21 protein-coding genes and 1 riboswitch are annotated in these 19,271 nt (G+C 36.4%); of the genes, 5 read left to right on the top strand and 16 right to left on the bottom strand.

The genetic code is table 11. From position 1 onward, the window contains the following. Positions 1-119: 119 nt before the first annotated feature. The 3 genes from J2Z40_RS01420 to J2Z40_RS01410 form a co-directional block, all read right to left on the bottom strand. A complete protein-coding gene (locus J2Z40_RS01420) occupies positions 120-1,766 on the bottom strand; it encodes an AMP-binding protein (protein WP_066394423.1) in 1,647 nt (548 codons plus the stop codon). A gap of 137 nt (positions 1,767-1,903) precedes the next feature. Then, positions 1,904-2,701, bottom strand: coding sequence for a VOC family protein (locus tag J2Z40_RS01415; protein WP_066394425.1), 798 nt, complete (start codon positions 2,699-2,701; stop codon positions 1,904-1,906). Between the two features lie 61 nt (positions 2,702-2,762). Further along, on the bottom strand, positions 2,763-3,344 hold the full coding sequence (locus J2Z40_RS01410) for a hypothetical protein (protein WP_066394427.1): 582 nt from the start codon (positions 3,342-3,344) through the stop codon (positions 2,763-2,765). Between the two features lie 179 nt (positions 3,345-3,523). Here J2Z40_RS01410 and sda point away from each other — a divergent pair, with 179 nt between their 5' ends. Further along, positions 3,524-3,655 (top strand): sporulation histidine kinase inhibitor Sda, encoded by a 132-nt coding sequence (gene sda / locus J2Z40_RS01405; RefSeq protein WP_066394430.1) that lies wholly within the window; start codon positions 3,524-3,526, stop codon positions 3,653-3,655. A gap of 126 nt (positions 3,656-3,781) precedes the next feature. Here sda and odhB read toward each other — a convergent pair whose 3' ends face one another. The 4 genes from odhB to J2Z40_RS01385 form a co-directional block, all read right to left on the bottom strand. Then, positions 3,782-5,008, bottom strand: a complete 1,227-nt coding sequence (gene odhB / locus J2Z40_RS01400; protein ID WP_066394431.1) for a 2-oxoglutarate dehydrogenase complex dihydrolipoyllysine-residue succinyltransferase — start codon at positions 5,006-5,008, stop codon at positions 3,782-3,784. Position 5,009: 1 nt separating this feature from the next. Beyond that, on the bottom strand, positions 5,010-7,850 hold the full coding sequence (locus J2Z40_RS01395) for a 2-oxoglutarate dehydrogenase E1 component (protein WP_066394432.1): 2,841 nt from the start codon (positions 7,848-7,850) through the stop codon (positions 5,010-5,012). Between the two features lie 311 nt (positions 7,851-8,161). Beyond that, the gene (locus J2Z40_RS01390) at positions 8,162-8,485 is read right to left on the bottom strand and encodes a DUF3889 domain-containing protein (protein ID WP_066394434.1); all 324 of its coding nucleotides are present in this window, start codon (positions 8,483-8,485) and stop codon (positions 8,162-8,164) included. Then, positions 8,482-8,628 (bottom strand): hypothetical protein, encoded by a 147-nt coding sequence (locus J2Z40_RS01385; RefSeq protein ID WP_162840478.1) that lies wholly within the window; start codon positions 8,626-8,628, stop codon positions 8,482-8,484. The genes J2Z40_RS01390 and J2Z40_RS01385 overlap by 4 nt, the downstream gene beginning before the upstream one ends. Positions 8,629-8,758: 130 nt before the next feature. Between J2Z40_RS01385 and J2Z40_RS01380 the strand changes: the two genes are divergently transcribed. Continuing rightward, entirely contained in the window at positions 8,759-8,923 is a 165-nt protein-coding gene (locus J2Z40_RS01380) for a hypothetical protein (protein WP_157087822.1), read from the top strand. 37 nt (positions 8,924-8,960) lie between these two features. Here the strand turns inward: J2Z40_RS01380 and J2Z40_RS01375 are convergent, their stop codons facing one another. Next, entirely contained in the window at positions 8,961-9,164 is a 204-nt protein-coding gene (locus tag J2Z40_RS01375; RefSeq protein WP_066394436.1) for a zinc ribbon domain-containing protein, read from the bottom strand. A 191-nt stretch (positions 9,165-9,355) separates the two neighbouring features. On the opposite strand from J2Z40_RS01375, the gene J2Z40_RS01370 reads away from it, so the two are divergent. Next, a complete protein-coding gene (locus J2Z40_RS01370; protein ID WP_066399303.1) occupies positions 9,356-9,748 on the top strand; it encodes a globin domain-containing protein in 393 nt (130 codons plus the stop codon). Between the two features lie 23 nt (positions 9,749-9,771). Here J2Z40_RS01370 and J2Z40_RS01365 read toward each other — a convergent pair whose 3' ends face one another. From J2Z40_RS01365 to J2Z40_RS19935, 3 genes are all read right to left on the bottom strand, one after another. Next, positions 9,772-10,335 carry a glycerol-3-phosphate acyltransferase gene (locus J2Z40_RS01365; protein WP_245349929.1) on the bottom strand — a complete coding sequence of 188 codons (564 nt, stop codon included), beginning with the start codon at positions 10,333-10,335 and terminating at the stop codon, positions 9,772-9,774. A 111-nt stretch (positions 10,336-10,446) separates the two neighbouring features. Next, positions 10,447-12,609, bottom strand: a complete 2,163-nt coding sequence (locus J2Z40_RS01360; RefSeq protein ID WP_066394438.1) for a beta-propeller domain-containing protein — start codon at positions 12,607-12,609, stop codon at positions 10,447-10,449. A gap of 133 nt (positions 12,610-12,742) precedes the next feature. Continuing rightward, positions 12,743-12,868 carry a hypothetical protein gene (locus J2Z40_RS19935; protein WP_281064423.1) on the bottom strand — a complete coding sequence of 42 codons (126 nt, stop codon included), beginning with the start codon at positions 12,866-12,868 and terminating at the stop codon, positions 12,743-12,745. A 241-nt stretch (positions 12,869-13,109) separates the two neighbouring features. Here J2Z40_RS19935 and J2Z40_RS01355 point away from each other — a divergent pair, with 241 nt between their 5' ends. Together J2Z40_RS01355 and J2Z40_RS01350 are read left to right on the top strand one after the other, a co-directional pair. Beyond that, positions 13,110-13,268, top strand: a complete 159-nt coding sequence (locus J2Z40_RS01355; RefSeq protein WP_162840479.1) for a YwzD family small protein — start codon at positions 13,110-13,112, stop codon at positions 13,266-13,268. Positions 13,269-13,439: 171 nt separating this feature from the next. Next, positions 13,440-13,673, top strand: a complete 234-nt coding sequence (locus J2Z40_RS01350; protein WP_066394440.1) for a hypothetical protein — start codon at positions 13,440-13,442, stop codon at positions 13,671-13,673. Positions 13,674-14,298: 625 nt separating this feature from the next. Here J2Z40_RS01350 and qoxD read toward each other — a convergent pair. The 5 genes from qoxD to thiT all read right to left on the bottom strand — a co-directional run bounded on the left by qoxD (position 14,299) and on the right by thiT (position 19,047). Beyond that, the gene (gene qoxD / locus J2Z40_RS01345; protein ID WP_066394444.1) at positions 14,299-14,580 is read right to left on the bottom strand and encodes a cytochrome aa3 quinol oxidase subunit IV; all 282 of its coding nucleotides are present in this window, start codon (positions 14,578-14,580) and stop codon (positions 14,299-14,301) included. Position 14,581: 1 nt separating this feature from the next. Continuing rightward, positions 14,582-15,178 carry a cytochrome aa3 quinol oxidase subunit III gene (qoxC, locus tag J2Z40_RS01340; RefSeq protein ID WP_066394447.1) on the bottom strand — a complete coding sequence of 199 codons (597 nt, stop codon included), beginning with the start codon at positions 15,176-15,178 and terminating at the stop codon, positions 14,582-14,584. Beyond that, positions 15,175-17,124 (bottom strand): cytochrome aa3 quinol oxidase subunit I, encoded by a 1,950-nt coding sequence (gene qoxB, locus J2Z40_RS01335; RefSeq protein WP_066394449.1) that lies wholly within the window; start codon positions 17,122-17,124, stop codon positions 15,175-15,177. Before qoxB ends, qoxC begins: the two co-directional genes overlap by 4 nt. Before the next feature lie 70 nt (positions 17,125-17,194). Next, on the bottom strand, positions 17,195-18,082 hold the full coding sequence (gene qoxA, locus J2Z40_RS01330) for a cytochrome aa3 quinol oxidase subunit II (RefSeq protein WP_066394451.1): 888 nt from the start codon (positions 18,080-18,082) through the stop codon (positions 17,195-17,197). Between the two features lie 365 nt (positions 18,083-18,447). Beyond that, on the bottom strand, positions 18,448-19,047 hold the full coding sequence (thiT, locus tag J2Z40_RS01325) for an energy-coupled thiamine transporter ThiT (protein WP_066394456.1): 600 nt from the start codon (positions 19,045-19,047) through the stop codon (positions 18,448-18,450). Between the two features lie 63 nt (positions 19,048-19,110). Continuing rightward, a riboswitch (TPP riboswitch) is annotated at positions 19,111-19,213 on the bottom strand. Between the last annotated feature and the right edge of the window lie 58 nt (positions 19,214-19,271).

The raw sequence follows: 19,271 nt of genomic DNA, 5'->3' as shown, positions 1-19,271 counted from the left end.
CTCCTAGCCCGTTTCAAACATGGGTCATCCTTGTTGGCTACCGATTAATCTAAATGAAGTTCCTGCCGCTTTATTTGCAACTATATAATTTATTTATGTTTATTTGTATTCGGTTTCTTTCATATGTTGTATGCTTGCACTTTCATTATTGCTTGTTCACGCAGACGAAACTTTTGAATTTTCCCTGATGCAGTCATTGGGTATGCATCCGTAAATTCAATATATTTAGGGATTTTATGACGTGAAATTTTCCCCCTACAATAGTCAAGAATTTCATCCTTTGTTACAGTATTCCATTCTTTAAGAATAATCCACGCAGCGACCTCTTCCCCATATTTTGGATCCGGTATTCCTACAACTTGAACATCAAGAATACTCGGGTGGGAGTAAAGAAATTCTTCAATCTCCCTAGGGTAAATGTTTTCACCACCGCGAATAATCATATCTTTAAGCCGGCCTGTTATCTTGCAATAGCCATTTTCATCCATAACGGCCAGATCACCAGTATGAAGCCACCCTTCCTCATCCAGTGCAAGATTCGTTGCTTCCTTATTTTTATAATACCCTTTCATTACATGGTAGCCTTTTGTACAAAGCTCTCCTTGAATGCCATACGGAACTTCTATTGATGTTCCAGGCTGTACAATTTTCACTTTCACATTTGGCAATGATTTGCCAACTGTTTCAACCCGTAATGTGATCGGGTCGTCTGTTCTTGTTTGGGTAATGACTGGTGATGCCTCTGTTTGTCCATAGCAAATAGTTATTTCAGCCATACCCATTTTTTCAATTACATCTTTCATCACTTCAATTGGGCAATTAGAGCCTGCCATTACCCCTGTTCTAAGAGATGAAAGATTATAGTCAGCGAAATGAGGATCATTCAGTTCCGCTATAAACATAGTTGGCACACCATGAAGGGCCGTACATTTCTCTTCTTGAACTGTTTGTAATACTAATTTGGGGTTGAATTCTTGAATGGGAATCATTGTCGCACCAACTGAAACACACGCTAGCGTACCAATTACACAGCCGAAGCAATGAAAGAATGGCACAGGAATACAAAGCCTATCCTCTTTTTCCAAGCGCATACAATGGGCAATATTGAATGCATTATTCACAACATTATTATGAGTCAACATAACCCCTTTAGGAAAACCTGTTGTTCCGGACGTATATTGCATATTTATCACATCATCCGGATCCAGCAGATTCATTTGTTCATCTAGTCTTTCCTCCGTAACGGTCTCGCCTAATGTGATTAGATCCTTCCATGAATAAGTTCCAGGATAATGCTGATCACCAAGTACTATGACATTTTTCAAAAATGGCAGTCTCTCACATTGCAGACGGCCAGGTTCACTGCTAGTTAATTCAGGGGCAATTTCATATAGCATGTCTATATAAGAAGCATCTCGATACTGCTCCATTAAAATGATGGTTGTGGAGTCTGATTGCTTTAACAAATATTCAAGCTCTGTTGCACGATAATTTGTATTAACGGTAACAAGCACAGCACCCATTTTCCCTGTTGCAAATTGAGTGACTAGCCATTCAGGCGTATTTGTGGACCATGCAGCAATATGTTCCCCTTTTTCTATTCCTAGCTTCATTAAGCCCTTTGCGGCTTTTCGGCAATAAGCATTAAACTCCCGATAATTCATCCGCAGTCCTCGATCTGCATAGACGACTGCTTCATGCTCGGGATGTAGATTCGCTCTCTCTTCTAATAGCTTACCGACAGTTAAACTTAATAAATCTGTCATTAAACAACCCCCTCCGAGTATACTGATAATAGAATTTTTTATTGCTAATCATATGTTAACACAGATTGCGCAATATTCAATATTTTCTAATAACAAATACTAGGATGCGAAAAAGCAAATCGTATATCACCAGCTATTTATTGATAATACGCACCTAAGAAATAAAAGGGATGATTTTCAAGCATTGGATTGAAGCTAATTTCAAAGTGACGCTCTCCTCTCCTTTTGAGAATCGAATAGCTATCACATTCTTTGTTTAATGGTTCAAGGAAGATAATTTCTACTTGTCCAGCCTGCAGCTTTGCTATTTTTAATCCCCTATGCTTCTCCGTTGATAAATTACTTATCGGAAATTGAAAAAGCTCAGCCCAATCATTTGCTGTTTTTTCACAATTATGGACAGCAATATGGATGGACTGAATGGTATGCTTCAATAGCTTTTCATCTAAGAAACCAAGCTTTTGCAGTTCGCACATCCTGCTATTATCTGGTTGTTCCCATTCAATAAAAAACGGGTAGGGGAGACTGTTCCTATTCTTGATAAAGAGCATTTTCCAATTAATAATGGAGCCGTCTTGTCTTTTTCTACTGCCATTAAATATTGGGTAGGTGACACAGCCCTTTGATTCTAACTGTTCTTTTAAGCGGATGATGTTGTCCGTTCGAAAACAAATCTGACCGAGTCCTTCACCATTCGTTAAATCTGCTACACATTGTGCGATGAGTGGATTATCAGAAGCTGCCGCTATTTGTTTATTCTCAATAGCTAAATATTCAATATAAGCATCGCCAACATAAAGTAAACTATTAAAAGTTCCCCAATTTTTATGACTGCCACCCATTACCGCCTGGTAGCCTCGTTCCTCCCATTTCTTTATAGCCATCTTCGGGTGTTCCTTAACAAAATGTACAATGTGGTCAAGTACTATATTCATAAAATCAGCTCCTTATTAAGACTTTAATAATAATAGAAAAAAGAGAGCAATAGCAGCTCTCTTAGTTTAACTTGATCGTTTCTCCAGTCAAGGCATCCTCTAGAAGAAATCCTTTTCCTGCGAGTGCGTCTTTCTCCACTTTTACATATCTTCTAGGTGCTTTATCCCCTTCTGAACTCTTTTCTTTTAATGCTGCAACAATTTTTACCGTCTTTTCATCGACAATTTGGAGGCCTTTAATTGTCATTTCATGATTAATATAGGCTGGATCATTGACTTGTATGAGGAGAACATCTTCCTTTTCCCATTCAAAAGTATCATCTAGCTCTCCTGCATGTTTCTCTGCAGTAAATAACCAAATTCCGCCTTTAGGCTGTCGATCTGGAGAGCCAAAAAACCAATCCACATTTTGAAAAGCGATTTCTTCAAATGTTTCTTCTGGTTCATATACTTCTGCCTCCACTGGTTCTTCCTTCGTTTCCTCTGATTCTACTTCCTCGTCCTCTTTTTGCTCATTTTCTTGTTGTTCTTCATCCTTCACATCTGCTGTCACTTTTTCCTTTGTCGGTTCCTCAGCCTTAGAACAACCAACTGTAAGTATTAGCAAAAGCACGGAAAGAAATGTCCATTTTACTATTTTCATTGTTGTAACCCCCTATGTATACTTTTCCATATTTTTACCTATGTTGAGTTAACCATTTATTTATAAAATTTTTAAGGTTCAAAAGTCCTTTTTTTGAAAATTGGGGTTTTCAAAATGATTAGAAACCATTAAAATAAATGAAAGCTTACTATTCAAGTCCATTTCAGGAGGGATGCAGAATGAAGATTATGAGTAATGAACAATTGGTCGTCTCGTATCGTGATGCATTAAAGTCTGGTTCGGAGAAAGAATGGATAAGGGTATTGAAAATGGAAATAACGAAGCGTGGGTTAAAGCCTTTTAAAAAGTAGATATCATGAGAGCAAATGGGCCATTTCCATTTGCTCTTTTTTTACTAAAAACATCCCATTTTCCTTAATTATAATAAAAGAAAGGAGATAAAATATCCCCCTTCTGCCATCCAATGACAATCGTATTTACGCTTCAAATAAAAGCGATTCTGGATCTTCGATTAATTCTTTCACTCTTAATAGGAAGGTAACCGCTTCTTTCCCATCAACAATACGATGGTCATAAGATAATGCGATATACATCATTGGGCGATTCTCCATTCGTTCAGCATCAATTGCTACTGGACGAAGCTGAATAGAATGCATCCCTAAAATCCCAACTTGTGGACCGTTTAATATTGGTGTAGATAATAATGAACCGAATACGCCCCCATTTGTAATCGTAAATGTTCCACCTTGTAGATCTTGAAGGGCTAATTTATTGTTTCTTGCTTTCCCCGCAAGCTCTAAAATGTCTTTTTCAATTTCTGCAAAGTTTTTACGATCTGCGTCGCGTACGACTGGGACAACAAGGCCTTCATTGGCAGAAACAGCAATGCCAATATCATAGAACTTTTTAAGAAGGATTTCATCCCCTTGTATTTCTGCGTTTAATAATGGGCTCTTCTTCAATGCAGCAACAACAGCTTTTGTGAAAAAGGACATAAAGCCAAGCTTCACATCATTCTCCTCAAAAAACTTATCCTTGCGGCGCTTCCTTAGGTTCATTACATTTGTCATATCCACTTCATTAAATGTAGTGAGCATTGCGGCTGTTTGCTGCACTTCTACTAAGCGACTAGCGATCGTTTGACGACGGCGTGTCATTCGAATACGTTCGACTTCTTTTCCATCGGTTTGTTCAACTGGAGCAACAGGTGCTTTAGCCATTGGTGCTGGTGTGCTCAACTGATTCGCGTTGAAAGAAGAAACATCCTGTGCACGTACTCGCCCAAGTGGATCTGTAGTTGGAATCTGTGATAAATCGATCCCTTTCTCTCTTGCCATTTTTCTTGCAGCTGGTGATGCGATCGGGCGATCTTGTGTTTGTTCCAGTGATTGCTTCTCTATCTCTGGCTGCTGTGGGATTGCTGCTTTCTCTTCTTCTGCTTGTTCCTGCTGTGGATCAGTAGCATTCCCACTATCATCCACTACAGCAATGGTCTCACCGACAGTCACTGTGTCACCTTCCTGAGCATGTATTTCCTTAAGGACTCCACTTTGCTCAGATATGATTTCAACATTCACTTTATCTGTTTCAAGTTCAACGACATAATCGCCTTTATTTATATAATCACCAGGTTTTTTAAGCCATTGAGCGATCGTACCTTCTGTTATCGATTCTGCTAATTCTGGTACTTTTATTTCAACCACGTTAATTTCCTCCCTCTTGCATTTCGGCGAACGCAAATTCTATAATGCGTGCTTGTTCTTTTTTATGAACATTCGGGTCACCTTCAGAAGGGCTAGACCGTCTGCGTCTACCTGAATATATGACTTCAAGCTTGTCTTTAGCTAGTAGCTTCAGCCTCGGTTCAACAAAATTCCATGAACCCATATTTTTTGGTTCCTCTTGTACCCATACCATTTCCTTTAAATTTGGAAAACGGTTAATAATATTTGTAATTTGTTCTTCAGGGAATGGGTAAATTTCCTCAACACGTACGATATGGAACCACTCTTGATCATTTACATGTTTCAAATGATCGGCTAGATCCATCGCCATTTTCCCTGATGCTAGTATTAGACGAGTAACTTGATCTGATTTTTGAGCTAGACCTGGCTGTTCAATTATTGATTGAAACTCCCCTTCACTTAAGTCGAGACTATTCGAAGCAACAAGCGGGTTTCGTAACAAGCTTTTTGGCGACATAATAACAAGTGGGCGCACCTCTTCCCCTTTCAAAATAGCCGCCTGCCTGCGCAAAATATGGAAATATTGTGCAGGGGTCGTTAAATTTGCAATGGTCCAGTTATTCTCGGCAGCTAATGTTAAAAACCTTTCTAATCTTGCACTAGAATGTTCAGGCCCTTGTCCTTCGTATCCATGAGGAAGCAGCATCACAAGTCCTGACTTTTGTCCCCATTTCGCTCTTCCAGCTGCTATAAATTGGTCAAATATAACTTGAGCCGAATTCGCAAAATCACCAAATTGCGCTTCCCAGAGAACAAGTGTTTCTGGAGAAAAAACATTATAGCCATACTCAAAGCCTAGAACAGCAGCTTCTGACAACGGGCTATTATGGACTGCAAATGATGCCTTAGCAGATGATAATAAATGAAGCGGTGAGTAGGATTCCCCTGTAATACTGTCATGTAGAACAATATTTCGATGGGCAAATGTGCCTCTCTCTGAGTCCTGCCCTGTTAAGCGGATAGGTACACCATCAGCAATAATCGACGCAAAAGCTAATGTCTCCGCAAGTCCCCAATCAATTCTTCCATCCTCTTTAAGTGCATTCATTCGTCTGTTAAGAATTTTATCTAGCTTATTAAATATCGTAAAGTTTTCAGGCCACTTTAATAGCTCTTGATTGATTTTTCGAAGTGTTTCAATTGGTACGGATGTTCTTATTTTAGGTAAAGGCTTTTCAACAAGAACAGGTGGGTTCAATTGTTCAATCTCATTTTTCCTTTTTGGAACTTTATTATTTGCTGCTTTCAGCTTTGTTACAATCATTTCTTCTAATTCTGCAGCTTCAGCACTAGTCAATATAGACTGCTTGATTAACTTTTCCTTATAGAATGTTTTTACAGTCGGGTGTTCATTGATTATTTTATACATTAAAGGATTTGTCGTCATCGGTTCATCCATTTCATTATGGCCAAATCGTCGATAACCAATTAAATCAATTAATATGTCTTTTTGGAACTTTGCCCGATATTCACAAGCAAGTCTGGCTGCTGCTAAACAGCTTTCAGGTTCATCTGCGTTCACGTGAAGAATCGGTATTTCATATCCCTTTGCTAAATCACTTGCATAACGGGTGGAACGAGAATCTTTAGATTCCGTTGTAAAACCAATCGTATTATTCGCAATAATATGGAGTGATCCACCGGTATTATATCCTTTTAATTGACCAAGATTTAAAGTTTCTGCAACGATTCCTTGACCAGGGAAAGCCGCATCTCCATGAATAATAATAGATAATGCCGAGCTAAGATTTTCTTTCGGATACCCTTTTGATGAACGATCATCTTGAGCTGCACGTGTATAGCCTTCAACAACTGAACCAACAAATTCAAGATGGCTCGGATTGTTTGCTAATGTCAAACGTGTAACCGTCGTATTTTCGTCTTTAATTTGTTTATCAAGCCCGAGATGATATTTTACATCCCCAGTCCATCCATAACTAATGCCAATCGATCCTTCTGATGGAACAAGCTCTTTATTCGGTGCATGTTGAAATTCGGCAAAAATCATTTCATACGGTTTTCCTAGAACATGGGCTAGTACATTTAAGCGACCACGATGTGCCATGCCAATATTAATTGTTCGAGCACCATTGGATACAGATTCGGCAACAATTTCATCAAGCAGTGGCACCATCGCATCTAGTCCTTCGATGGAAAAACGCTTTTGTCCAACGAATGTACGATGAAGGAATTTTTCGAATTCTTCAACTTCAGTGAGTCTTTTTAATAGTTTTGTTTTCTCTTCTTTTTGAAGTGAAATGTTCAAACTGCCTGATTCTACTTTTTTGCGAAGCCAGTTTTTTTCACTTGAATCATAAACATGATGGAATTCAAATGCAATGCTGTCCATATATATTTTTTTTAAGTAATCAATTGCCTCAAATGCATTCCTAAGAGGAATATTAGCATCTGTACAAATCACACCAGCTGGAATGGCATACAAATCCTCTTCCACTAAGCCGTAATTCGTTAGTTCGAATAATTCCGTCTCACGCTTCTGGTCTTTTAATGGGTGAATTGTAGCTGCCAAATGACCATAAGTACGAATATTATCTGCTAAACGTATAGCTGCTAACGTCTTTTCTAATGGGACAGTAGTTGGAACCATTTGTTTATTTGCTTTATTTGGTTGAATTGACTCCTTAAGCGGAGACCCTGTTAATTCAAAATATGCTTTCATTTCTGGATCAACAGATTCTGGATTTTCTAAATATGCTTCATATAGTTCAATAACATAGCCAAGGTTCGGGCCATGAAAGCCTTCTGCATAAGACTTTTCGCCATTTTTAGGCTTTTTCATGGATAATAACCTCCATATTGATTTTGTATTGATAAGCTGAACGCCTCATCCTCATCTATTTAATTATTAGAATAATATTATTTTTCAGAGGATAAATCGTTTTCAAAGTCATTTTACCACGTAGAACACTGTAATTCAAAGGTTTTTAATATGAAAATAGTGAAAAATGTTTTTCCTTTTAAATGCAGTAAAAAACTTATATTAATAAAATTAATTTGGATAGTTTAGTAGTTTTTAGATTTTTATATGTATTAGTTTACATAATATTATTATGTTCATCCAAAATAAGGCATCGTTTAAAATACGATGCCCTAATTGTCCGATTTTCTCGTGTGAATTTGGATGACCCTGTCATTCTTTGGATCAAATTCAATGGATATATATAACCCAAATTCTGTCCCACTGTTATCAACCCATAGCTTAAATTTTTCAATCGATGTCTTATCTTTCTCTTCCCTGCCTATATGCAAATAATCAATAATATTCGCACTCGGGTATTTTTCCTTTGCTGTTTTTACAGCTAATTGTCCCCATTTTGCATATGAAGGGATGGCTGCATTAGCTGGATGTACTAAACCAAATAAGATAGAAAGTATAAGAAGGACAAATGGAAGTCGATGCTGAATCGTGTTCATGTATTTTGTTCCTTCAGTTGGCTGACTTCCTTTCGCATGCGCTCTTCCTCTTCCTCTACACATATATAAGCTATTTGTTCAGACATTAAATGGTGCATAATATCCCGGTCATCTAAGCAATCATTTTCTTTATCCTTATTCATTCAACCAATCCTCCATTCTATTCATTAGAATTTGTTAATGAATGGGGACTTATACTTTCAAACAAAAAACTTCACATCATTCGTATAATTTCTCTTTATTATCACAATCTAATAGATGGAGGTGTTTACATTGAATGTTGAAAGAAATATCCCAGAAATGGCATTATTACTTGAAAGTGTAAATGGTGCTTATACAACAGATTCAATCGTTACAAATTCAGTAAATGAATCAGATATAACATCTGAGTATCCTTCGAATGGTTTAAAAAGATTGCGAGACATTTTCGAGGATTAATAAAGCATTGCCGACATTGGCAATGCTTCGTATTTTCTTACCCACCGAAAAACAAATCCAATACATTTCCTGCAGTTGATGATTTTTTATTATAGAACTCTGAGTAGCCACAGTTTTTACAATAAATAACAAGAAATTTATTATGCTGAATATCAAGCATTTTCGATAAACCACTGCCTGTCATTGCCACTTCCTTTTGAGCCGCATCCATACTTCCACACTTTATGCATCCGTTTTTCATCTTTTTATCCTCCCTTTTTACTCGAACTCTTTTATCTTATTATTGATTGCTTCGTGTTAGTATATTAAGGAATAAAGAATCAACCAATATTTCCCTATCAATCCTTCGATATCGTGATTTATATCACAAAATTACTAATAGAATATCTTTATAATGAAACATACAATGAAAAAATAATGGTTGGTGATAAAATGGACTTCAAATTTAAAAATTTATATGATGAAATTGGTGGCGCAGAAACAATTGATCAATTAGTAAATGCCTTTTATCCACGAGTATATGCGGATAAAGATTTAAGCCCGCTATTTGAGGGGGACATCGAAGAAATTAAGAGAAAGCAGCGAATGTTTTTATCGCAATTTACTGGAGGCCCTACTTTATACAGTAATGAATTTGGTCCTCCTGCCATGCAAAGACGCCATTTGCCATTTGAAATTACTCCAAAACGTGCAAAGTGCTGGTTGCGCTGTATGAAAGAAGCATTTAACGAAATTGGATTGGATGAACATCCACAAGGACCAGCATTTTATGATCGTTTAACACAAGTTGCTGGTATTATGGTTAATTCACCGGATAATGAATAAGACAAGGCCTAACAACATGATTGTTAGGCTTTTCTTCTTGCTAACAAATCATTCATATGGGCCGATATAAGAACAAGTGTAAGGATAATGAACATCCACATAGATGATACTGAATCATGAAGATAATAGATGATTATCGGAAGAATACAAAGTGAACCAAGTCCAGAAATAGTAAAGCTTTTTGTAAAAGGGTAGGTCACAAGAAAAGCGAGTATGATTGGAATGACTAATAATGGTTCAAAAGTTATTACTCCGCCAATAAAGGTAGAAACTCCCTTCCCACCTTTCAATTTAAATAAAATGGGTTTAATATGACCAATTAAAGCAAGCGTTACACCAATTAATTGTTCTATATCGGAAAAATCAAGCAATCGCCCAATAATAACGACGATTCCTCCTTTTAATGCGTCGCCAAGAAAAGTAAAAACAAATGCCTTTTTCCCATATACACGTCCTGCATTCCTTGCACCTGGATTTCCTGACCCCATCTCATGTATCTGCCCTTTATGAAGGAGCTTGGCGAGTATATGCGCAGATAAAATATTTCCAATAAAATACGAACAAATAAAATACAAAATAAGATTCATAAATAACTCCATTCCAAAATAAATTTGATCGATCCTTTTATTATGAAGTAGTTTTTTTTCATAAACAATACAAAAAGCACCTGAAAATAGGTGCAAGTTGTACTAAATCAATTATTTTATCATCAGTTCCCCTTCTTGTTTGAATGTTTGTATATGATAGGAAGTGATTTTCTCTGGCGATAGCGCATACAAATTGTCCCCTATATACATCACACGCTGAATATTGTTTACCCATTCTTCGTAAATTGCATCAGCATCTTGATGGCTCATTCTAGCTTTCAGTGAGAAGCCATTATCCAAGTCGATATTATATACATAAGCTCCTTGAAATTCAAAATTAGAGTTCCATTCTAATTCATTTGTAGAATGTTCATTTTCATACACAGTAATTGGAAAAGCAAATAGATTTTTCTTCTTGTCGAAAAGCAATGCTTTATGATCATAGTTTAATGCCGAATAGGTGCCTCTGCCGCCAATAATTTCAGTAAATTTCTCCTTTGGGTTCGATAAATCTGTAATATCAAATAGTGAAAGCTTCACACCATTTGTCAAAATAATCGGCTGACTATTTGCGCCTTTTCCAGGTAACACCTTTGTATCATGACCAAATCCGATTAAATGATTTTCATCATATGGATGCAAATAATTACTAAAGCCTGGAATCTTCAGTTCGCCTAGCACTTTAGGCTGTTTAGGGTTGGATCCGTCAATGACGAAAAGAGGATCGGTTTCCTTGAAAGTAACGATGAAAATTCGTTCATTCATGAAGCGTGCAGAATAAATTCGTTCTCCTCTTGCTAAGTCTTCAAGTTGGCCAACCTGCTTTAAATTTTCATCAAGAATATAGAGATTATTAGCAGATGGCCTCTCATCATCCCATACTTGACCTTTTGTTGTAGCGATCCGGAAATAACCATCATATTCGTCCATAGAAAATTGATTTAATATCGTTCCAGTAATTTCGCTTGAACTGTGAAATTCAACATTCATGCCATCGACTGAAAATTTGTAAACAGTTGTATCTGGATTAAATGAATAATTTCCATCAGCAGCTATAGGCAAATAATTAGTTACGGCCAGATATAGATTTTCTTTTGACATATATAGTTGATTCCCACTCCCTAAATACGAGGTGAGAGCTATTTTTTTATTTGGTTTCTCTAAATCGATTACAGCAATATTTGTAAAATTGGTTTCCTTTGAATCTGGAAAATATTGAATTTCATCGTATTTTACGGCTTTCATTTTTGAATCATCCGAAGTATCTGAGTATCTTGGACGTATGTCAATCTCTGGATTTTCCCGTAGTAGCCAATAATCGGGGTATTGATTGGCAATTATATATACTTTTCCACTCATTAATCTGGATGTGACAAGTGTCCCCTCTATTTCAATTTCCTTAATAACTGTAGGATTCTTTTTATCCGCAAGATTATATACAATCGCTTTCGTTGTTTCATGAACAGGTGCAATTTTCATCTCAGCTGGCTTTATATCGTTCTGATGTCCCTTATAACTAGTACCCATCACGATTAACTGATCGTTCTGCAAGAACAATTGAGAGGGGTAAAAAGAGTGATCATACGTAATGATTTTTTCTACTGCCATTTTGTTAGCAGGGGTTGCCTTAATGATTTGCAAAGTATTATCTTTGAGTTGGAAAATATGTGTTCCATCCGTTTTTACAATATCTGCTTCATCGATGCCATTAACTTGGACATTTGTTTCTGAATATTCTTGTGAGCTCTCTGATTCTACAGCTGCCGAAGAATCTTCCATCGTTTTCTCCTCTACAGCATTGTATTTATTATGATCCCATATTTCGTTCATTCGTTTTAATAAATGACCGTTCAATTTGCTCTTTGATTCAGCCACTGGCAATGTTTCTTTCACAGAAAATTTTTGAGTCACACTAGCAACGAGTTTTTTACCTTTTTGTGAACGAATTTCTTTTGATAGTTGTAATAAATAGGACCCGTTATTGTAACCATCTTCATTGGGATTGATAAGAATCGTTTTTTGATCATTACTCAACGAGATATTTACTTCCTCTTTTTCATTTTTTTTATTTAATACGTACACAGTGTTTTGATTAACACTCACTGGATCAAGCTTGTCAGAAAAGTGAATTCTCCATAATTTATTTTTCAAAATGATCAGTTCTTCCTCCGGATCAATTCCACCTACAACTTTTAATTGATTAACAAAAAAACCAGTAAGGACAATGATCATTAGCATGAGTACGCCACCAATTAATAGCCATTTCTTTTTCATTCTAATCACTCCTTTATAGCTATTGACGCACCCCGATCGAATACTGTTACACAATTGTAATAAAATTGAAAAATAAAAATCCACTCTCATTTTCTAGAGTGGATCATCTATTTATGTGCGATGCAATTGTCTGCTACCAGTTCTCTGTCTTTTCAAGCAATACATCAATTTCAATGTGTCTGATCATATAGTGAAAATCATCGTCAGCAATTTCCTTTGTAGCATCTAAGAGCTTATCGATATCCATATTCTTTTGCATAATCAGACCTCCTTTTTAATTAGGACTTGCCATATCATTCGATACTTGATTTTCTTTTATGAGGGTCATTATACTATTCCCCTATTTTCCCATTAGTAAACCATTTTAATCTCTGATTATAGCGAAAAAACATTATTCACAAACATAAATGAATGGGAATACAATATAAGAAAATAACAGGATGCAAGACTATGGAACATAATTTCATATATGTGAATTGAACTGTAGTAGGTGTTTGAAGATGAAAGTAAAAACAAAAGTAAATACAAATATAATGGCAAAGGTTATGCAATCTGCATTAACTAAAGGACAAAATGAAAATCAATTAACTGTTAAAGAATTACTTCGAGATATTACAAACCAATTGTGTCCACATTTTAAAAAACAAAAAAATAAATAATCGATAAAAAATGCTTGAAGACTTCGTTTATAAAAGAAAACTTCAAGCATTTTTATTCGTATTAAAATCTTATGCTTTCAGAATTAAGCACAAAAAATAATAGTTTATTAAAAAAAGTTTGACAATTTTGTGAACAAAATGAATAATTTAACTACAAGGAGGATGATACACTTGAATCTACATGACAAACTCAAGATTATTAAATATGTTGGGGGAGCATTACTTACTTGTGGCTTAATTATTTTTTTATTCGGTTTTTTTGGAAGCGGTGTCAATCTATTAACACCGATTGGAATCGGTACCGTTATGGGCGCAGTTTTTATTTTTATAATGGGAATTTTCTTTTTTGCTACAGAAGAATTATTGAATAAAGACGCTGAACATCTTAATCAACACTCAAATTGAATGATTCTTAAATAGGTTATAACCTAAGGTGAAAGCTAATAAGTTAAAAGCATTATCAGGGATAGAGTTGGGAAATTGCTGATTCCATTATCTAGCATTGATTGGTTAAGGATTAGACTGAACAGCCGGGCTAACAATTAGACGGAAAAACTCCGCCTAATTCGTAATTCTTAATAAAAAAAGCGTAGATAAGCGGAGAAATTCCGCCTATTGACTCAAAAAAACAAAAAATAGACGATTTCTCATTGAATAAGCGGAGAAATTCCGCTTATATTACAAAAAATGAGTTTCATTCTGCATTTAAGCGGAATTTCTCCGCCTATTTTATTTTTGCCCGTTCCTTGATTAGATACCTGACAATTTCTTTATATAGAAGTGTGTCTATAAGCAGGACGTTCTTTGCAAAATTCATTTATTCACTATTCACTTCATTAGCTAAAGATGTGTTAGATGAAGGATTAAGCATTCCACAAAAAAAGCAGAGGGATGAAAGTCTCTGCTTTTTGATGTGTTATCTTATAGTCTAGAAGTATGCGATTTAGCTAGATTTAGACCTTTTGAATTCGATTTCTCTATTTCATAACCGAACTACGTACATTCTAGACGCTCCTTTCTTTCATTTTTGCTACATATCCCAGATAAAGAGGAAAAGTGTCCCAAAAATTGTAATTAATCCAATAAATATCATGAAATAAACATTTCCATAAATAGCCCATTTATCCTTTGTTTCACCTGCATGCATAAAGACAACAAGTTGTAGGATGGCTTGAATAAATGCGGTCACGATTAGAATCGTTAATCCTGCTGCAAACGATAAATCAAAGAAGTAAACCGAAAGTGCAATTGCCGTAAAAATTAAAGAGAATACAAAGCCCATCACTTGTTTAACCGGGAATAATTCTTTCATTTTACATCATTCCTTTCAAGTAGATGAAGCTGAAAATAAAGATCCACACGACATCTAGGAAATGCCAGTATAGAGAGAAAATAAATGATTTATTCGCTGTTTCAGGAGTTAATCCACACTTCTTCACTTGAAGGATAATCGCTAATCCCCAGAATAAACCAAATGTTACGTGAAGTCCATGTGTCCCTAATGTTGTTAATAAAATCGCAGTAAATGCACTCGTTTGCAATCCTGCTCCAATGTGGACATAATGCACGAACTCATAAATTTCAACACCTAAGAATGCTAGGCCTAATAGCAATGTGATGGCAAAAAAGCTAATCATTGCCTTTTGCTTACCTAGGCGCATGGCATGAATCCCTAAACCAATGACAAAGCTACTCGTTAAAAGTAAAATCGTTTCGATTAAAACCGGTGTAATTTCAAAAATCTCAGCACCAGTAGGACCGCTACCTGTTCGATGTTCTAGAGTAAAATAACTTGTAAAAAGTGTGGCAAAGAGCATAATTTCGGCACCAAGGAAAATCCAGAACCCGAAAATATTTAAATTATTTTGTCCAGTGCTATATTCAAGAGGTTGCGAGTGATCTAGTTTCATAATTTAGCCCCCCCTGTTTTTTCTTCTGTTTCTATTATTTCTTCAACGGAAATATAACGACCATGATCTTTTTCGAATGAGCGTAATGCCAAGCAAGCAAAAATGCCAATTGTTGAAAGAATGACTAGCGGCCAGATGGCAAATACAAATGAAAAGCCCCATACAAAGAAGATTGAACATAAAATAAATGGCATACCGCTATTATTCGGCATATGAATTTTGTCTAATTTAGCTGGGAATAACACATGTCCCTTTTTCTTAGAATCCCAGAAAGGCTGAATAGAATTCACTTGCGGTGTTACTGCAAAGTTATATTCTGGAACTGGTGTATTCGTCGCCCATTCTAATGTACGTGCATCCCATGGATCTGATCCAATGTTTCTTGGCGAATAACGAATACTGTAATAAACATTATAGACGATTAAAGCAAATGCAATCGCCATAATCCCTGCTCCTACAAACGAAAGCATATTCAGTGCACCGAAGCCTGTTGCCTCTGAATAAGTGTACATCCGACGTGCTTGCCCATCTAGACCAGTAATATACATCGGGAAGAATGCTAGAACGAAGCCAATTGATAGCAGCCAGAACGTCCATTTCCCAATTCTTTCATTCAACATGAATCCAAACATTTTTGGCCAATAATACGTAAGACCTGCAAGCATAGCAAATACAACACCAGGTATGATCGTATTATGGAAGTGAGCAACTAAAAACATTGTATTGTGGTATTGATAATCTGCTGCCGACATCGCAAGCATAACCCCAGTCACTCCACCAATTGTAAATAATGGAATAAATCCTACTGAATATAGCATTGGGACAGTAAAGCGAATCTTCCCTTTCCACATGGTGAATAGCCAGTTGAAAATCTTCACCCCTGTTGGAACAGCGATCGCCATCGTCGTGATCGAAAAGAAACTATTAGCCGCAGCCCCTTGCCCCATTGTAAAGAAATGGTGAGCCCATACTAAACAAGAAAGGACTGAAATAATCACCATTGAAGCGACCATTGATTTATATCCGTACAAATTTTTACTAGAGAATGTAGAGATGATCTCACTGTATATTCCAAACGCTGGCAAGATCAGTATATATACCTCAGGATGTCCCCAAACCCAGAATAGGTTTGCCCAAAGCATATCCATCCCGCCGTTCGTACTTGTAAAGAAATTAGTCGCAAAAAGTCGATCCATTGTTCCCATCGTTAATGCTACTGTTAATACTGGAAATACAGTAACAATGATCAAGTTTGCCACTAGAGTAGACCAAGTGAACATAGGCATTTTCATTAAAGTCATGCCAGGTGCACGCATTTTAATAATCGTTGTGATCATATTAATACCTGTCATTAATGAGCCAAGCCCAGATATTTGAATCGCGATCATATAATAGTTTGTTCCTACCGATTCACTAAATTCAGTGCCCGCCAGCGGGAAATAAGAAGTCCAGCCTGCATCAGGTGAACCACCAAGAACGAAAGAAATATTAAACAACATCGCTCCCATGAAAAATAACCAGAAACTAATCGCATTTAAACGCGGGAACGCAACGTCACGTGCACCAATTTGTAATGGAACAACGTAATTCATAAAGGCAAATATGAAAGGCATCGCCATGAAAATGATCATTACGACCCCATGTGTAGTAAAAATTTCATTATAATGCTGTGCATCTAGCAACTTATTATCAGGTGCAGAAAGCTGTGCACGCATCATAATTGCATCCACACCGCCACGGAATAGCATTAGTAATGCAGAGATTAAATACATTAAACCAATACGCTTGTGGTCAACGGTTGTTAACCATTCTCTCCAAAGATACCCCCATTTCTTAAAATAAGTTAATCCAGCAATAATAGCGATTACTGATAATCCAATAACAACCATAGATGCATAAATGGCGGGACTTGGATGTGGTACAGCAAAACGTTCAAAGAATTCCATCCTCAAATTTCTCCTCTCAAGTGGGACATATTCATCATCCCAATAAAGTTAGCTTGGAATATGAAACAAATTAATGCTCATGCCCATCATGTGTATCTGTTTCCTCAGTTGGTTCAGTATGTGATGAACCATGATCATGCTCAGGTGGTGGAGCAAATTCTAAATGAGTACCAGTGAATGTCATTTGACCAAGATGTCCTGGCTTCAATAATTTATTGAAAGTTTCTTCGGTAAGTGGATCAGCTGTTTCTTTTACTTCATCTACCCACTCATCAAAATCTTTTTGCGACATTGCCGTCACATTAAAGGTATTCTCAGCAAATCCCTTTCCGCTAAAGTTTGCATTTCGACCCATAAATTCGCCAGATTCATCAGCAGCTAAGTGCAATGTTGTAATCATATCTGCCATCGCATACTTCTGACCGCCTAACTGTGGAATCCAGAAGCTTGTAATCGGACCATATGAATATAATTTAAATTCAAGTGCTCGATCTGTTGGGATATATAAATAGTTTACTGTTTCTATATTTTCCTCAGGATAACTGAAATGCCATTTCCAGTTTGATGAGGATGCGTAGACAACTAAAGGCTCTTGTTCTTCATACCCTTTAGGTGCTGACTCTACAATATAGTTACTTTGAACAGAAACAAATGATAGATAGGCAACGATGATTACAGGTATTCCAACACATATTGCTTCAACCCATGGGTTCCCTTCCATATGCGGCGGTTCATAATCATCACTTTGTTTCGACGCACGGAATTTCACCAATACGTATATTAAAATAGCAAAAACAACGATAACAACTACTGACATAATTCCTATTGATAAGAGAATGTCATTTGCTTGCCTTTCAGCTTGAGGCCCTTTCGGATCAAAAATAGTCAATGGCTCGCATCCTGTTAACACAGCTACAATAGATAATATTACTGTTAATACAGCCCATTTCATTTTCATTAGGGGGCTCCTTTCTTGATAGAAATCATTTAAATGATTTTGTACTTAACTTCACAATCTTTTTCATTGTGAGTGATATTAAATATTCTTGTGGGTATGTTTACAATATTAACATGTTGTTAATGTGTAGAATGTGACAAATAACCGAAGGAATATTTTTACTATATGTAAACCGTTCATCTGTTTTTATGGATATAAAACACGCATGAAACGTGCATTAGAACAGCATTTGAGGCGAAAAAACAAGTTACTATTTCAAATTTCGATTTCAATATTTGTTCACATATTTGTAAGAATTTCTAAAGGTATAGCTATTTTTGGCAAAAAAAATCCTCTCTATCATATGAAGAGAGGATCAAATATACTTAGGAAGCTTTATTTTCTGTAATAGCTAAAGAATCATTTTTTCTTATAATTAATTGTGGGGCAGTTGATATAATCAATACGACAACGATTGAACATAGAACCCAGGAACCAAGCATGGTCACCCCATTAACTGCAAAAGAGAAAAGAAACGGCGACATTCCATTAGGTGCATAACTGCCAAAAAATAATACTCCAGCAATGAAATGCCAGAAATAACGAGCTAGACTTCCTACAAATACAGCAGCTACAATCCAGGAAAGTGCAACTTTCTTTTTCCCATATCTAAGATGTTTTTGAATTGGGTTGTAAAATAAACCAGCAAAACCGATGAATGCAAATGCTAAAACATACTCAATAATTGCCTGTACAGGGGTGACAATCCAGGCATCCCCCATCACAATTTGAAGAATACCCCACATAAATCCAGAAATCACACTTACACGAAATCCCCACCTAAAGGCAAGAATAAAGATGGGCAGCATAGCTATTGAGATTGATATGTTTGGAGTTGGCTTAATTGAAGGCAATAAATCCAAAATAATAGCAAATGCGGCAAAAAATGAAGCCTCAATTAATGCGATTAAACTTATTTTTTTCATAAAAAAACTCCCCTTTTCAAATGTTACGACACCTCAAGGGGAGAATAGTAAGCAAAACAAACATACCTATTCAATCCACATTCCTGCGCTAGAATTATCTAACAGGTTCGAAGGGTCAGAACAATGAATTGTTCACTCTCAGCTTTACGCTCCCCTTGTGGTTACGTTATTTTATTATCCTATGTAATTATATCTTTATTTCCAACATTTGTGAAGGAGAAATT

This window comes from Cytobacillus eiseniae, assembly GCF_017874625.1.
In the GTDB taxonomy this organism is placed as follows: domain Bacteria; phylum Bacillota; class Bacilli; order Bacillales; family Cytobacillaceae; genus Cytobacillus; species Cytobacillus eiseniae.
This window is presented reverse-complemented; position numbering and strand designations above follow the sequence as displayed.

Excerpts from the sequence above, each read along its gene's own strand:
- J2Z40_RS01420 (WP_066394423.1), bottom strand. The coding sequence starts at position 1,766 with ATGACAGATTTATTAAGTTTAACTGTCGGTAAGCTATTAGAAGAGAGA.
- J2Z40_RS01415 (WP_066394425.1), bottom strand. The coding sequence starts at position 2,701 with ATGAATATAGTACTTGACCACATTGTACATTTTGTTAAGGAACACCCG.
- J2Z40_RS01410 (WP_066394427.1), bottom strand. The coding sequence starts at position 3,344 with ATGAAAATAGTAAAATGGACATTTCTTTCCGTGCTTTTGCTAATACTT.
- sda (WP_066394430.1), top strand. The coding sequence starts at position 3,524 with ATGAAGATTATGAGTAATGAACAATTGGTCGTCTCGTATCGTGATGCA.
- J2Z40_RS01395 (WP_066394432.1), bottom strand. The coding sequence starts at position 7,850 with ATGAAAAAGCCTAAAAATGGCGAAAAGTCTTATGCAGAAGGCTTTCAT.
- J2Z40_RS01390 (WP_066394434.1), bottom strand. The coding sequence starts at position 8,485 with ATGAACACGATTCAGCATCGACTTCCATTTGTCCTTCTTATACTTTCT.
- J2Z40_RS01385 (WP_162840478.1), bottom strand. The coding sequence starts at position 8,628 with ATGAATAAGGATAAAGAAAATGATTGCTTAGATGACCGGGATATTATG.
- J2Z40_RS01375 (WP_066394436.1), bottom strand. The coding sequence starts at position 9,164 with ATGAAAAACGGATGCATAAAGTGTGGAAGTATGGATGCGGCTCAAAAG.
- J2Z40_RS01370 (WP_066399303.1), top strand. The coding sequence starts at position 9,356 with ATGGACTTCAAATTTAAAAATTTATATGATGAAATTGGTGGCGCAGAA.
- J2Z40_RS01365 (WP_245349929.1), bottom strand. The coding sequence starts at position 10,335 with ATGAATCTTATTTTGTATTTTATTTGTTCGTATTTTATTGGAAATATT.
- J2Z40_RS01360 (WP_066394438.1), bottom strand. The coding sequence starts at position 12,609 with ATGAAAAAGAAATGGCTATTAATTGGTGGCGTACTCATGCTAATGATC.
- J2Z40_RS19935 (WP_281064423.1), bottom strand. The coding sequence starts at position 12,868 with ATGCAAAAGAATATGGATATCGATAAGCTCTTAGATGCTACAAAGGAA.
- J2Z40_RS01355 (WP_162840479.1), top strand. The coding sequence starts at position 13,110 with ATGAAAGTAAAAACAAAAGTAAATACAAATATAATGGCAAAGGTTATG.
- qoxD (WP_066394444.1), bottom strand. The coding sequence starts at position 14,580 with ATGAAAGAATTATTCCCGGTTAAACAAGTGATGGGCTTTGTATTCTCT.
- qoxC (WP_066394447.1), bottom strand. The coding sequence starts at position 15,178 with ATGAAACTAGATCACTCGCAACCTCTTGAATATAGCACTGGACAAAAT.
- qoxB (WP_066394449.1), bottom strand. The coding sequence starts at position 17,124 with ATGGAATTCTTTGAACGTTTTGCTGTACCACATCCAAGTCCCGCCATT.
- qoxA (WP_066394451.1), bottom strand. The coding sequence starts at position 18,082 with ATGAAAATGAAATGGGCTGTATTAACAGTAATATTATCTATTGTAGCT.
- thiT (WP_066394456.1), bottom strand. The coding sequence starts at position 19,047 with ATGAAAAAAATAAGTTTAATCGCATTAATTGAGGCTTCATTTTTTGCC.